Consider the following 13,876-nt stretch of genomic DNA (forward strand, 5'->3'; position numbering starts at 1 on the left):
CTAGCTCAGGAGCTTGGACGAGACGCCGGGGCGTCATCGGAACAGATGTCTACTCGCGTATACGCCGCGCGTTGCCGCGGTGGTTGCCGCCCGCGAATACGGAGGCCCGATCGTCCGCGCGCTCGACAGTGGCATCGCCGAACCAGCGACTGTCCTGGCGTTGCTGAATGTGCGGTAGGAGTACTCGCCGTGATAGCTGCCGTATCCGCTAGCGCCGACACCTCCGAAGGGCGTGCCCGGTGCCATATTCAACAAGAAGTCGTTGACGTTGACCGAACCTGACCGAGTGCGATCCACTGCGTGTACGAAGCGCGTGTTCTTGGGGCCGAACCAATAGAGCGTCAACGCGTGGTCGTGTGCGTTGACATGGTCGACCGCTTCGTCCAATTGGTTGTAGCCGTAGACCGAGAGGACGGGCCCGAAGACCTCCTGTCGTTCGAGCTCCATCGCCGCCGTCAGCCGGGTGACGACTGTCGGCGGGATCTTTCTGCTCGCTGGGTCGGGGAGCAGTTCGCGCGCCGGAATCAGTTGTTCGATATGCGCGCCGTGATCCCGCGCGTCGGATATCAAACCGAGTATGCGCCGATAGGCGTCGTCGTCGATGATCGAGGTGTAATCATCATTCGCGGCGATGGCCGGAAACATCGACCGCCATGTTGCGAGGACGTCGGCGACGAATTCATCCAGATTCTCCTGCGGCACGAATACATAGTCGGGGCACAGACATACTTGCCCACTGTTGGTGAGCCGGGAGCGAGCGATGCGGTCAGCCGCCGTGCGCAGATCGGCGTCGCGATCGACGATCGCGGGGTTCTTTCCGCCGAGCTCCAAGGTCACCGGCGTGAGATTCGCGGCGCAGTCCCTCGCCACCTCACGGCCGATCTCGGGTGAACCGGTGAAGAAGAAGCCATCGAAATCGAGTTTCGAGAATGCAGATCCCGGGCCGTCGGCGCGAGTGGCGATCGTGAATTCCTCCGGCTCAAAGTAGTGCGGAACGTGTCGGGCAAGGACCGCTGAGGTCCGTTGAGTCATCGACGACGGTCGCAGCATCACTCGGTTACCAGCAGCGAGCGCACCGGCCGTCGGTGTCAGCGAGAGCTGGATAGGAAAATTCCACGGCGCTGCGATGCCGATGACCCCGAGTGGGTCGTATCGGACGGACTGGTCCAATCCAACGATCCGCCGCCAGCGGTGCGGGCGTTCGGTTTTCATCCACTTGGGCAACTGCTGGCGGAGTTCTGCGATCTCAAGTAACACGGCCCCGATGTCGCCGGTCATCGTGAGATATCGCGGCCGCGTGCCGAAGTCATGGGCGATGGCGATGGCGAGCTCGTCACAACAGTCGGTGACCATCGCGCCCAACCTGGTGAGGCGATCAAGGCGGGTGTTCACGTCCGGGATGCCGTCGCGGATGAATGCCGCGCGTGCGGATTCCAGTATCTCGTCGAGCGCCGAGGTGCGCGGCGGTACGGCGGCGGATTCTAGAACGGATTGGGCCATGTGGTCAGCTCGCTTGTCTTGAGGTCGGAGGATGACTGGGCACAGTATGGCACATGTGATATATCTATGTGCCAAGTTGCTCCGAGAGAGGTAGACGACGTGGCATTGACGAGAAGATCACGCAGGCAGGCCCGATATCCGCTGGTGGGGCGCGTCATTGCGATAACCGGCGGTGCCCGCGGCCTCGGACTTGCCACGGCGCTCGAGCTCCGTGATGCCGGTGCGCATGTCGCCATCGGCGATATCGACGAGGCCCAAGTCAACGAATCAGCGGCGAGCGCCAAAGTGCTCGGTGCCCAAGTCGACGTGACCAGTCGGGACTCGGTTGGTGACTTCATGGACCTCGTAGAAGCCGAACTGGGGCCGATTGACGTCTACGTGAACAATGCGGGTGTGATGCCGGTCGGGTCGCTGCTGGGTTATCAACCCGGGTTGATTTCCAGGACCGTGGATATCGATTTGCTCGGGGTAATTCACGGTACTCAACTGGCCGCGCAGCGAATGGTTGAACGTGGTGACGGCCATATCGTCAATGTCGCCTCCATAGCCGGTCGTCTTGCCGCTCCGGGGCTGAGTATCTATAACGCGGCCAAGTTCGGCGTCATCGGTTTCAGCGAAGCGGCCAGCGGCGAACTCGGGCCGTTGGGAGTCGCGGTCTCGACGGTTCAGCCGTCCTTCGCCCGCACCGCACTGATCGACGGAATCGACTTCCCCGGACCGACAGTCACGCCGGAGAACGTTGCCCGCGGGGTGCGATATGCGATCGAGACGCGTCGCCTGCACACGGTGGTGCCCGGCTACATCGCCGGTGTGGCTGGCATGGGTCTCATGCCCGGCACTCTGAAACGCCGGCTGCTCTCGCAGCGTAGGTACTACCGGCTGTTTATGAGTCCTGATACCGAACGTCGCGGTGATTACGACGCTCGCGTGGCGCAGAGCTGATCATGGTGAACGATAAGTTGCTGCAGAAGCCCGAATCCGACGCGATCCAGCTTCCCGACGGCACTCAGACGCCGGTCCGGATCTGGCGGGCGGATGCGCGCCGCCCGGTGGTGGCTGTCTGGCCGGGAATCGGTGTCGGCGCGCAGTATTACGATCCATTCGCCCGACGGCTCACCGAGTTCGGACTCAACGTTGTGTGTGCGGAACTGCGCGGACAGGGGGAAAGTCGCCCACAGGCAGGTCCGGAGAGTCGATTCGGTCTGCATCTGCAAGCCGCGCAGGATTACGTTGCGGTGGAAGCGTTGGCGCGCAGGCATTTTCCGATCAGTCCGCAATATGTACTCGGGCACAGTCTTGGCGGGCAGATCGCGGCGCTCTACGCCAGCCGACCGTATACGCTGGCGACGGGGCTAATATTGGTGGCCTCGGGGACAAGTCATTTTCGGCGAACTCGTGGCGGCACTCATCGCGTCATGCGAGTGGCGGCGGCTCGGGTTGCGCCAGAAGTGGTGCAGCGCACGGGTTATGCCCGAGCGCCACGGATCGGCCGCCAGAGTGCGCCGATGGTGACCGATATGTCCCGGGTCATCATGACTGGCCGTTACGAGCCAGTCGGCGCCGATATCGATTATGAGATGGCAATCGCGCGGTGCCACCTACCCGTGCTGGCGATCAGGGTCGCCGGCGACACGGTTCTCAGTCCTGCTGAAAGTGATTGCCTCACAACGAAATTCAAGTCCGCGCCAGTGACTCGGGTGCGTACACAGGGACGACTTGGACATAATCGATGGGCTCGCCAGCCCGACGAGGTCGCGTCGATCGTTGACGGCTGGATCAGTGAGCGATAGGTCGACCGCGGATGTCGTAGCCACGGCCACAGCGGATGTAGCTATGAATGCCGACATCGTGTCAGCCATTCTGACGTCGGCGCAGGCGGTCTTCGAGGCCGACGGAATGCGGCGCGCGAATGTCGACAATGTCGCCACGAGTGCGGGGGTGAGCCGAAGTACCGTTTACCGCAGGTTTCCCACTAAGACCAGCCTGCTCCTGGGCGTCGCCGAGAAGGTGCTGGGGGATATGACCCGCGAACTCGATCGGTCGACGCGTGGCTTCCCGCCCCAGGCCGCCGTCGTCGAAGCGTTCTGCACTACCGCGCGATTGGCCCACGAGGTCCCGTTCTTCACCGCTGTATTGCGATTGAACGAGGCGGGAAAACTGTTCTCGGTCCTGCGGTCGGTACGTGAAGAGGCGATGGCGGTATTCGCCGGCCGGGTCGCGACGACGTTGCGTCGTGCGGGTGCGACTATGCCCGACGCCACGCTGGCCGAGGCCAGTCATCTCCTAGTCCGAATCGCGTGGTCGATGAATGAGGTTCCGATCCCCGGTGTCGCCGTCGACGACGAGCGTGCCGTACGTCGTTTCGCGACAGTTCATTTGGCGCAGCTCGTTCACTAACGTGCTGAAAGGCCGAGAGACCCCAGAGGCATTGTGACACCCGATCGGGGGTTTGTGTCGCACGGGTCTCAGTCGCAAAATAACCCCCTGGCCAGGGGGTTATCTACTGTCCACCGACCAGGTGCAGGCATCTGCGGGGAATGCATGGCACAAATATTGAAATATGTGCCGCGCTCGCTTACATTGAATGGCACACATACACCTAAGGAGTGCCATGACGAGAATCATGCCCGGGCTGGAGAACCCATCCGCTGCCGAAACCTCCGATCCCGACGTGCTGGTCAACGACGAGATAGTCGGAAAGAACGTCTACTACGCGGGTACGCGGGTACCGGAGCGGGCAGGGGACGACAGTCTGCGTCCCAAGGAACGCGCTCAGTATCCGGTGCCGCCGAATTCGCTGTTATGGAAATATATGGGCGATCCCTTCTTGCAGGCGGCGACGGGACAGCGCACCGCCATCGTCGAGAACATGTGGCCCCAACTCGGTCAGGGCGTATCCGACCATTCGGTTGTTGTGTCGTCGAAAGACTTTGATGTGCTCACCCAACGGGCCCGCAGTAGTCAGATGACCATCAATGGGATACTCTTCGCGCCGCCCGACGAGGCCGTGAAATACGGCATTCAGGTGCGCAATTTCCACAAATCCATCAAAGGTGACATGCCGAACGGCCGGAAATATCACGCCATCAACGCCGAGACCTTCTACTGGGCGCATGTGACCTTCTTCGAGGGGATTCTCCGCGCCAGTGATCTCGGAGTTCTGGAGAGACCGTTGACCTGCGCGGAGCGCGAGCAGATTTTCGAGGAATCGAAGGAATGGTTCTCGATGTTCGGTGTCGATGATCGGGCCCAGCCGCAGACCTATGACGAATTTGAAAAGTACCTCGACAATGTCCTGCGTAACGAACTCACCGACTCGAAGCTGGCTCAGTACACGGTTGGATTGGCGCGGCGCGGCGCGGATCCCAGCAAACTCATCCCACCGAAGGCGCGTTCGGCCGCGAAGGTCATCAGACCGGCGCTGAGTGGATTTCTACGGATGATCACTGTCGGGCCGTTGGAGAAGAACCTGCGCGACGAACTGAAGTTGGATTTTAGCCGCGCCGAGGAGGTCAGATTCCGGCTCTACGTTCACTTTCTGCGGCTCACGCGAATCGCACTTCGGCGGTCCGGGGCGCCGTTGAAATATCGGTTGACCCCTGCGGCTGCGGCTGCTTTCGAGCGTGAGGGATTGCGGCCGGAAGACATCACGCTGGAGTCGGCGCGCGAAGCGCTGGCTATCGCTCGGGCATGCCGGGTCGACGCTGCGGTGGGGCCGCTCGGGGAATCGCCAATGCGGGTCGAGGTGGCACCGGTGGGGGAGGCCTGCCGCAAATGCCAGCGCGAGCTGACTGAATGTGCCGAATGCGGTGGTGTCGGGGCTGTCGGTGCCGAGATATGTGATGTGTGCAGCGGCGCCCAGCGAGGCTGCCCAGTGCATCACGCTGACTGGGCTTCGGCGCACTGAGGGCACCTCGTCCGGGGTATGTCGTCTCGGTTGAGTGGCGCCGATTTGAACTGAGTGCCAAGCCTTTTCGGAAGACGTGGCACCGCTTGTCTAAAGGCACAATATGTGCGTTACTGTGTCATAGTCTGGCTGACGACGCGGCCGACTGACGATAGAGGGAGAACCCGACATGCCCGCACCGCTGGCAGATCCGATAACGCCGACTCGCGCAGACGTTCTCGTAGTCGGTGCCGGCCCGGCAGGAGCGTCGGCGGCGACGTGGGCCGCTCGTGCCGGACACGACGTGGTGCTCATCGACATGGCGGAGTTCCCGCGGGATAAGACGTGTGGTGATGGACTGACGCCACGTGCGGTGCTGGAACTTGAGAAGTTGGGCCTGGTCGACTGGCTCGACGAACATCCGCGCACGGTCGGGGTGCATGTGCATGGCTGGGGCCGCGATCACAAAGTTGAGTGGTCGCGCAAAGGGGCGTTTCCGACCTACGGCAGCGCTATTGTGCGAAAGGAGTTCGACGAGAAGATCAGAGGACTCGCGCTGGATGCCGGCGTCGCGATGGTGTGTGGGGCGAAGGCGGTTGATGCAGTGGTCGAAGACGGTCGCGTGATCTCGGTGACGCTGCAACGGGGCGAAACCACCTGGGACGTCGCGGTCGGAGTCCTCATTGTCGCCGACGGAGTGCGGTCGGCTCTGGGAAAGGTGCTTGGACGCGTATGGCATCGCGACACGGTATACGGCACCGCGGTCCGCTCCTATGTCCGAGTTGATGCCCAATGGGATTGGCTCGTAACACATTTCGATATGAAAGACGACGCGGGAGTAACGTTGCCCGGCTACGGCTGGATGTTCCCGCTCGGTCCGGGGACAGATGGCGACGCGCTGATCAATATGGGTGTTGCTGCCTTTTCGACAGCGCGTCGTCCAGCCCGCGTACAACTGCGTTCTCTTCTCGACAAGTATGTGTCGGATATGCGTGACCAATGGGGGCTGATCGGCCAGCCGATGGAAGCGAAGTCTGCGCTCCTTCCATTGGGCGGCGCAGTGTCCAACGTTGCCGGCCGTAACTGGATGCTGGTCGGCGATGCCGCGGGATGCGTCAACCCGATGACCGGTGAAGGTATTGACTACGCACTTGAGACGGGCCGGCTCGCCGTTGATCTGCTCCGATTGCCAGACTTCACCGAGATTTGGCCCGACCTGCTCGATGAGCACTACGGTCAGGCATTCTCGGGACTGCGTCGATTGGCGACGATCTTCTTCTATCCCAGGGCTACCGCAACAGTTGCGAGTCGATTCATGGCCTGGGACAAGGGAATGCGCGGTGGCGTGCGCCTGATGAATAACTTGGTCGGTGAGGATGAGAATGATGATGCGGCGTTTGTCGCGCGCGCCATCGGAAAGGCAAGTTTGTTCGCGGATCGGCGCGGACAACGCCCGTTCCGCTGAGTGAGTCCTAGCCGAGCATTCGCAGCGCGATCCGCGCGTAAGCCCTTGCGGCATCGACTAATTCGCTGATCGCTACCGACTCGTCGGCCTGGTGTGCCTGGCCGTTGATGTCTCCCGGACCCAAAACTATTGCGGGAACACCCAATTCGCGATTGATGAAGCCGCCGTCGCAGGCTGCGCTCCATGTGCTGACCTCCGACGGCAGACTCAGCTCGGCCAATACGGCAGCGCTGTCGGCAACCAAGGGGTCGTCGGGCGCGGTCACGAATGCCGGCGTATCCAAGGTGGGACGTAACGTCACGTCGATCCCATTGCCGGAAATTCCGGCCGCATCGATGCGCGCGCGCAGCCGGTCGACGATGTCAGTCATCTGCTCGCCGGGGATGAGGCGGCGGTCGACCCCGAGGTAGCACATCGGTGCCACCGTCGAAATCGTTTGTCCCCCTTCAATCAATCCGACATTCCAACTGCCCGGACCGAGGATGGGATCAGGGTGCGCGGCCAGATCGTCCATGGTGATCACATCGATGATGGCGGCTGCCGCGTTGATCGCGCTACGGCCGTCGCTTGGTCGGCCGGAGTGAGCCGCGCGACCGGTGATGTCGATGTGGACGTACGCAGCGCCGCGGCAGCCGTGCACGATGCGGAGCTTGGTGGGTTCGGCCACGACGCAGCCTCGGTAAGTCGAATTAAATTGTTGCGCAACATAATCACGCGCACCCAGGCCGGAGTCCTCTTCGTCGACCGTGCACACGAGTTCCACCGGACCGGTGAGTTTAACGCCCGCCGACGCGAGTGCGCCCATCGCGATCACGATGGCGGCCAGACCGCCTTTCATATCTGCCGAACCTCGTCCGACGATGCGTCCGGCGGCAATTCGTGGCCGGAAGGCATCGCCGGTCCAGCCAGGACCGGCTGGTACGACGTCGGAGTGTCCGAGAAACATCAGACCCGGACCGGGGCCGCCGGGTAATGTCGCGGTCAGGTTGGGTCGTCCAGGCTCTACCTCTTGGGTCGATACGGTCAGGCCGACTCGGCGGCAGGCATCAGCCAGTACCGCTACGGCGGCCTCTTCGGTGCCGCCGGGATTCTCGCTGGGTGCCTCGATCAGGGCGATCGTCAGATCGGTGAGCGCCTTGGCAGCTATGAACTGGTCGATATCTGGCATTTCACACCCCTTCGGCTCGCGACATATCCACCATCCTGTCAGTCGCGGGCAGTCGGCGCCTATCCGGACCCCGGCCGGTTCGCGGCCCAGCGAACACCAACTATCGGGTGACATGGATCACAAAATGCGAGACCGCTGATTGGAAATAAGGCAGGTGACTGACTATTGAAGCATTCTCGCCGACCGATAGGTCGGGAAAATGACGTAGGAGGTGCAGTATGCGCGGTTGATCAAGCGGCTAAGTCGATGGTGCGAGCCATAACCCGACCAGCGCATCGGTCACACCGTCGGAGAATGCGGACCAGCCAGGTTGATCGGTCCCGCCACTGGCTAGGGCGCTCTCGAAGTCGGCGAGCGAGTGCACGATCGCGTGACGCGTCATCGTGTTGCGGATGTCAATCGCGGTTGCCGGCAGGTTCGGCAACGTTCGGTACATTCCCTCGAGCGTTCTGAGCATCGGCGGCGAAGCTGCGGCCGAGTCGTAGAACAGTTGCAGAGTCGTCGGCTCGATCGACGCGTGGGCGCAAAAACGGCCGAAATATGAGTCCTTGCCCCGCTCGTAGATATATTCGAACTGTGGTCTGACCAGGCAATTTAACCATTGTCGGAATTCTGCGATGTAGCCGAGTTGCTCCACCATGCGCCCGCGGATCAGGTCGATCGCTTCCTGATGCTGGGTCAGGAGGGCGCGCACCAAATCGGCCTTGGAGCCGAAGTGGTATCCGACCGCGAAATTGTTCCCCTGCCCGGCCGCCTCGCTGATCTGTCTATTCGATACTGCCGCGATCCCCTGTTTCGCGAATAGAGCCTCTGCGGCGCGTAACAGTCGCTGCCGAGTCTCCGCTGTTTGTTCGCTCCGTGCGCCTCCCACGAGGTACATATTCCACCATCGCGCGATCCGTCGAGGTGATTGGGGCAGATCGGTCGGCATCGACAACTGCGAACGTGGACATCTGACGCCAGATCCCGAATCAAACATGTACATCAAATCAGTCAAATGACTGAGATCTATGTTGAGAATGGAGATACTCACGGTGAAGGTTTCGCGCAGATCGTTTCTCGGCGGCGTCGCGACGGTGGGTGCCGCGACGGTGGGTGCCGCGACGGCGACTCCGGGGGGTCTCGGCCAGACCGGCACGGCCCGTGCTGCCCCGGCGCGAGTCCGGCTGCGGCGCGAAGAGCATCGCGTTGTGGTCGTCGGATCCGGGTTCGGCGGCGGCGTCACGGCGCTCCGACTTACCCGGGCGGGTGTGCCGGTCACCCTACTTGAGCGTGGAAAGCGTTGGCGCACAGGCCCAAACGCGCGAACATTCCCGCATGCGGCAGCACCCGATCGGCGGGCGCTATGGCACCGTTCCGCCCCGCAGCTATTCGGCGAGCCAATTACGCTCGACCCCTATGTCGGACTCTTCGACGCGGTGCCGGGCGAGAATATGACGCCCATCTGCGCGGCTGGACTCGGCGGCGGATCACTTGTCTACCAAGGTATGACCCTGCAACCCGCAGAGTCGGTATTCAACGAGTATCTGCCGAACGCGCTGGACTGGCGGCGGATGAATCGGATCCACTATCCGCGAGTGGCCCGCATGCTCGGGGTGCAGACCGCACCCGATGCACTGATCCGCAGCCGGAGTTATCAGGCGCCGCGAACCTTCGCACGCAACGTGCGGCGGGCGGGTATGCCGTTGTCGAAGATCCCGATGCCGATCGACTGGCAATACGCCACGGCTGAATTGAGCGGAAAGATGGCGCCGTCCTATACCAATGGTGATTGCTCGATCGGAGTCAACAACGGAGGCAAGCACAGCGTCGACGTCACCTATCTGGCCCAGGCGCAGGCGACCGGCAACCTCGACATCCGAACCATGCACGAGGTAACCGGCGTCGAACGCGCCGCCGACGGCCGCTGGGTGGTGCGCGTGGACCGCACCGACGAAACGGGCCGGTGTCTCGAGCGGATCGTGATGACCGCATCGACGCTGGTCATGGCCGCCGGAGCGGTACATACCAACCGATTGCTGGTGCGTGCCCATGCACTCGGGCATATCGCCGATCTACCTGACGGCCTCGGCGGTGGATGGGGGACCAACGCCGACCGCATCTACACCTGGACTGATCCGCGGAACAGGTTCGGTGTCGAACAGGGTGGCCCGGTTGTTTATGGCAGCTTGAACTGGACGGACCCGACGTCGGCGTTCACGGTGATCCAAGCGTCGATCCCGCCGATGGGCCTCGATGCCCATACGACGATGCTCGTCGGATATGGCGTCAGTCGCAGTCGGGGGCGCTATGTCTACGATTCTGGCCGCGACGAGGCAATTCTGTCCTGGCCCAAGAATGGTGACTCGGCGATCCAGAACGGGCATATCGACCCGGCGGTGCGCCGTATCGCTGGTCCCGGCGCAACTCTCGTCGACTCGAACGCGCTGCTTCCGACGACCTGGCATCCCCTCGGCGGTGCCGCGATGGGAGTCGTCTGTGACCTTGACGGGAGAGTGAAAGGCCAGCGTGGACTCTATATTCTCGACGGTTCGTTGATCCCCGGTACAGCGGCGGCATGTAATCCGTCGATGACCATCGCCGCCGTCGTCGAACGTGCGCTGGACACTATCGTCGCCCGTGATGTCGGCACGATCATCTAGGTCGGCGCGAGCAGATGTCGGGTGTTGGACGAGCAGTTCGCGGCGCCGATAGTAAGCTGTAATGCGATGGCTATCGTGTATTTCGTGATCGCAGCCCTGGCTCTGGCCGGCGCTGGGGCTCTACTGTGGCTCGATCGGCAACGGTCGACCGAGAAACGACACCACCGCGCAGTCTGGGGTGACCGCCACGGTTTTGCTTACCGTGAGTCAGATACCAAGTTGCGCAAAGTGTTTCGTCGGGCAGCAATGGATGTCCCCGACCATGTCGCGGTCCGCGACGTCGCTTATGGCAGCTACGAGGACGCCGAGGCGGTCATCTTCGATCTAGTCGAAACGGCCACGGTGGTCGCGGTGCGGCGCACCGCGCCGTCGTCGGTGATCGTCGATCTGCGACATGAAGACGTACTGGCGCCCGCCGAAGAAGACGTCGAACTCCTTGGGGCGATGGGTCCGCGCGTGATGTTCGCCAACGATCTCGAGGTCGCCCGCAGGGTCTGCGATCGGCGGATGATCGCGCTTGCCACTAATGCGCCGGCGTTCATCGAGATCTTGTGGACCGAGGGCAAATGGGCAATCGGTTCAATGCCGCTGACCGCCGATGATGCCAAACTGGATACTGCCCTCGACGTGGTCCGGCGCTTCGCGGACCTGTTGCGAGTGCTGCCTCCGGTGCGCGACCCGCAGGGATCGCCTGATCCCCGCGACCCGCACGGTCCCGCACGAGCCGAACTCGCAGACGAGAAAACCGAGAACATGCGTGACAAGCAGCGCGGTGCCGCGTTGCGGAAGTCGGCACACGAGCAGGCCGAGACCACCGAGGGTGAGCCAGCCCCTTCGGAAGAGAAGACGACGGTCTGGGCGGCAGTTCCGCCAGCCACTTCGCGGCCAGCGCCTCGTACTCCGGGCGAACACGGCGATGCCGCACCGCGCACTCGCGTTCCCGGACCAAATACCAATACCGCTGGACGTCGAATCGGGCCGATGCCGGTGCAGCGTCCGACCGACCATTCACGACGGGATGATCGTTGACCACAAGTACCGACACTGACCGCGCCCGCCTCGCCGAGCTGGTCACCGAACTCGCGGTCGTACACGGAAAAGTCACTCTGTCGTCGGGTAAAGAAGCCGACTATTACGTCGACCTGCGGCGCGCCACCTTGCATAACGAGGCGTCTAGGCTGATCGGCAAGCTCATGCGTGAACTGACCGCGGACTGGTCGTACGACTCCGTCGGTGGGCTGACCCTGGGCGCCGATCCGGTCGCGACGTCGATCATGCATGCCGACGGGCGCCCGATCAATGCGTTCGTGGTGCGTAAAGCGGCGAAAGCCCATGGGATGCAACGGCAAATCGAAGGTCCCGACATCGTCGGGCGCGACGTTCTAATCGTCGAAGACACCTCGACCACCGGGGCGTCGCCCAGTACCGCGGTCGAAGCGGCTCGTGCCATCGGTGCGAATGTCGTCGGCGTGGCGACCGTTGTGGACCGGGCGACCGGCGCCGATGCGGTGATCGGCAAGTTGGGCGTGCCCTACCGGTCATTGCTGGGGTTGAGTGACCTCGGACTTGCCTGACCGTTCCGAATCTGACGCGGGACCTACCGAGTGGCAGGCGCGGTCGGCGCCGGTTGGGTTGGGGCCGTGGGCAATTGAACGCGACGGACCGCTGCCGACCGATGAGCGATACGACATCGAGCTGCTTGCCGAGGGCGATTCCCGCAACGTTGTGGACGCGTATCGATACTGGACGCGAGCAGCAATCATCGCGGATATCGACTCTCGGCGACATCCAGTTCATATCGCCATCGAGAACTTCGCGCACGATGCCAACATCGGCACCGTGGTCCGCACCGCGAACGCCTTCGCGGCAGCCGCGGTACACATCGTTGGCCGACGACGCTGGAATCGTCGGGGCGCTATGGTTACCGACCGTTATCAGCACATCGAACATCATGAGACCGTCGCGGATCTCGTCGCGTGGGCGCGGTCGGCGGGGTTAGCCGTTGTCGCCGTGGACAATACGCCTGGGTCCGAGCGTTTGGAGACGGCGAAGCTACCGCGTGACTGTGTCCTGCTTTTCGGTCAGGAGGGACCAGGCGTGAGTGACGATGCCCAAGCCGCAGCGGACATGACGGTATCGATCGCCCAGTTCGGTTCAACTCGGTCGATCAACGCCGGTGTGGCCGCGGGAATTGCCATGCACGCCTGGATAAGTCAGCACGCCGATCTCGATGAGGCCTGGTAGCACACCTGGTTCGCCGGTGTATCGAGACGCCGTAACCCGTCCGGCCTACGCGACGTCGGAAACCGGCTCGTCCGTTGTCTTCTTGCGGCGCTTGTACCACTCCCAGACCATCGGTAGCACCGACACCAACACGATCAGGATGAAGATCGGCTCGATGAGTTTCTGGATGATCTCGAAGCTACCCAGCCAGTATCCGAGCAGGACGATTCCCGCACCCCAGACGATCGCTCCGACGATGTTGTACAGACTGAAGATCGCGTACTTCATCTGCGCGGCACCAGCGACGATCGGTGCCAGGGTGCGAACGATAGGTACGAAACGTGCGATGAAAATGGTGAACGGTCCGCGCTTCTCGAAGAATTCGTGTGCCTCGACGAGGTACTTCTCTTTGAGGAAGCGGGCGTCGGGTTTGAACATCGACGTCCCGACGTACCGGCCGATCCAATACCCGACTTGTCCGCCTAGTATGCCGGCGATCGGTACGCCGATGACCAGCGCCCACAATTTTAGACCGGAGTCCTCGACCTGCTGAGCGTGTTCGGCGCTCGCGCTACCAGCGGCGATGAGACCGGCAACGAATAGCAGGGAGTCGCCCGGCAGGACCGGAAACAGCACGCCCGATTCGATGAAGATGACGATCAGCAGTCCCCAGAACGCGAAGGCGCCGAAGTAGCCGATCAGGTTGAACGGGTCCATGAACCCGGGCATCAGGGCCACGTTGGTCACGGTGCCCGCCGCTTCGGTTGCCCAGGCGGTGGTGGAATCGGTCAACACAGTCATCACGGGGATACAGGTTACCCGGCGGGACCTGAAGCCTGGCTGAGTGCGCGCTGGCAAGTGTGATCGGCCTCATCGAATCCCCATCGCTGCGGACCCGAACCCCACTTGCCATACTTATGTGATGCTCGCGACGACCGAGGCGATTGTCACCCGACATGACCGCGGTCGCGTTCCTCGTAAGAGTTTCCGAC

At 62.4% G+C, this 13,876-nt stretch carries 13 protein-coding genes; 9 read left to right on the forward strand and 4 right to left on the reverse strand.

What is annotated here, in order from left to right; all coding sequences use genetic code 11:
• Positions 1-33 precede the first annotated feature (33 nt).
• Positions 34-1,500 carry an aldehyde dehydrogenase family protein gene (locus AAFP29_RS02260; protein ID WP_419215676.1) on the reverse strand — a complete coding sequence of 489 codons (1,467 nt, stop codon included), beginning with the start codon at positions 1,498-1,500 and terminating at the stop codon, positions 34-36.
• Positions 1,501-1,599: 99 nt separating this feature from the next.
• Between AAFP29_RS02260 and AAFP29_RS02265 the strand changes: the two genes are divergently transcribed.
• The 5 genes from AAFP29_RS02265 (at position 1,600) to AAFP29_RS02285 (ending at position 6,851) form a co-directional block, all read left to right on the forward strand.
• Positions 1,600-2,442: an SDR family NAD(P)-dependent oxidoreductase gene (locus AAFP29_RS02265; RefSeq protein ID WP_419215677.1), complete on the forward strand. Its 843-nt coding sequence runs from the start codon at positions 1,600-1,602 to the stop codon at positions 2,440-2,442.
• Between the two features lie 2 nt (positions 2,443-2,444).
• The gene (locus AAFP29_RS02270) at positions 2,445-3,290 is read left to right on the forward strand and encodes an alpha/beta fold hydrolase (RefSeq protein WP_419215678.1); all 846 of its coding nucleotides are present in this window, start codon (positions 2,445-2,447) and stop codon (positions 3,288-3,290) included.
• Between the two features lie 43 nt (positions 3,291-3,333).
• Positions 3,334-3,897: a TetR/AcrR family transcriptional regulator gene (locus AAFP29_RS02275; RefSeq protein ID WP_419215679.1), complete on the forward strand. Its 564-nt coding sequence runs from the start codon at positions 3,334-3,336 to the stop codon at positions 3,895-3,897.
• Positions 3,898-4,111: 214 nt separating this feature from the next.
• Complete coding sequence (locus tag AAFP29_RS02280; RefSeq protein WP_419215680.1) at positions 4,112-5,407, forward strand: oxygenase MpaB family protein; 1,296 nt, start codon at positions 4,112-4,114, stop codon at positions 5,405-5,407.
• Between the two features lie 169 nt (positions 5,408-5,576).
• Positions 5,577-6,851: a geranylgeranyl reductase family protein gene (locus AAFP29_RS02285; RefSeq protein WP_419215681.1), complete on the forward strand. Its 1,275-nt coding sequence runs from the start codon at positions 5,577-5,579 to the stop codon at positions 6,849-6,851.
• 7 nt (positions 6,852-6,858) lie between these two features.
• Here AAFP29_RS02285 and AAFP29_RS02290 read toward each other — a convergent pair whose 3' ends face one another.
• Complete coding sequence (locus AAFP29_RS02290) at positions 6,859-8,019, reverse strand: M20 family metallopeptidase (RefSeq protein WP_419215682.1); 1,161 nt, start codon at positions 8,017-8,019, stop codon at positions 6,859-6,861.
• A gap of 238 nt (positions 8,020-8,257) precedes the next feature.
• Positions 8,258-8,899 (reverse strand): TetR/AcrR family transcriptional regulator, encoded by a 642-nt coding sequence (locus AAFP29_RS02295; RefSeq protein WP_419215683.1) that lies wholly within the window; start codon positions 8,897-8,899, stop codon positions 8,258-8,260.
• Between the two features lie 154 nt (positions 8,900-9,053).
• Between AAFP29_RS02295 and AAFP29_RS02300 the strand changes: the two genes are divergently transcribed.
• The 4 genes from AAFP29_RS02300 to AAFP29_RS02315 all read left to right on the forward strand — a co-directional run bounded on the left by AAFP29_RS02300 (position 9,054) and on the right by AAFP29_RS02315 (position 12,905).
• Complete coding sequence (locus AAFP29_RS02300) at positions 9,054-10,661, forward strand: GMC oxidoreductase (protein WP_419215684.1); 1,608 nt, start codon at positions 9,054-9,056, stop codon at positions 10,659-10,661.
• A 66-nt stretch (positions 10,662-10,727) separates the two neighbouring features.
• Positions 10,728-11,690, forward strand: a complete 963-nt coding sequence (locus AAFP29_RS02305) for a hypothetical protein (protein WP_419215685.1) — start codon at positions 10,728-10,730, stop codon at positions 11,688-11,690.
• Complete coding sequence (gene pyrE / locus AAFP29_RS02310) at positions 11,687-12,235, forward strand: orotate phosphoribosyltransferase (protein ID WP_419215686.1); 549 nt, start codon at positions 11,687-11,689, stop codon at positions 12,233-12,235. The genes AAFP29_RS02305 and pyrE overlap by 4 nt, the downstream gene beginning before the upstream one ends.
• On the forward strand, positions 12,216-12,905 hold the full coding sequence (locus AAFP29_RS02315) for a TrmH family RNA methyltransferase (protein ID WP_419215687.1): 690 nt from the start codon (positions 12,216-12,218) through the stop codon (positions 12,903-12,905). The genes pyrE and AAFP29_RS02315 overlap by 20 nt, the downstream gene beginning before the upstream one ends.
• Before the next feature lie 45 nt (positions 12,906-12,950).
• On the opposite strand, the gene AAFP29_RS02320 is transcribed toward AAFP29_RS02315, so the two are convergent.
• Positions 12,951-13,685: a DedA family protein gene (locus AAFP29_RS02320; protein ID WP_419216325.1), complete on the reverse strand. Its 735-nt coding sequence runs from the start codon at positions 13,683-13,685 to the stop codon at positions 12,951-12,953.
• Positions 13,686-13,876: the final 191 nt, after the last annotated feature.

This window comes from Gordonia sp. CPCC 205333 (assembly GCF_048537885.1).
Classification (GTDB): Bacteria; Actinomycetota; Actinomycetes; order Mycobacteriales; family Mycobacteriaceae; genus Gordonia.

Bases quoted from the DNA above. Each gene is read 5' to 3' on its own strand.
- AAFP29_RS02295 (WP_419215683.1), bottom strand. From the start codon at position 8,899: ATGTACCTCGTGGGAGGCGCACGGAGCGAACAAACAGCGGAGACTCGG.
- AAFP29_RS02290 (WP_419215682.1), bottom strand. From the start codon at position 8,019: ATGCCAGATATCGACCAGTTCATAGCTGCCAAGGCGCTCACCGATCTG.
- AAFP29_RS02320 (WP_419216325.1), bottom strand. From the start codon at position 13,685: ATGACTGTGTTGACCGATTCCACCACCGCCTGGGCAACCGAAGCGGCG.
- AAFP29_RS02280 (WP_419215680.1), top strand. From the start codon at position 4,112: ATGACGAGAATCATGCCCGGGCTGGAGAACCCATCCGCTGCCGAAACC.
- AAFP29_RS02275 (WP_419215679.1), top strand. From the start codon at position 3,334: ATGAATGCCGACATCGTGTCAGCCATTCTGACGTCGGCGCAGGCGGTC.
- AAFP29_RS02285 (WP_419215681.1), top strand. From the start codon at position 5,577: ATGCCCGCACCGCTGGCAGATCCGATAACGCCGACTCGCGCAGACGTT.
- AAFP29_RS02260 (WP_419215676.1), bottom strand. From the start codon at position 1,500: ATGGCCCAATCCGTTCTAGAATCCGCCGCCGTACCGCCGCGCACCTCG.
- AAFP29_RS02305 (WP_419215685.1), top strand. From the start codon at position 10,728: ATGGCTATCGTGTATTTCGTGATCGCAGCCCTGGCTCTGGCCGGCGCT.
- AAFP29_RS02270 (WP_419215678.1), top strand. From the start codon at position 2,445: ATGGTGAACGATAAGTTGCTGCAGAAGCCCGAATCCGACGCGATCCAG.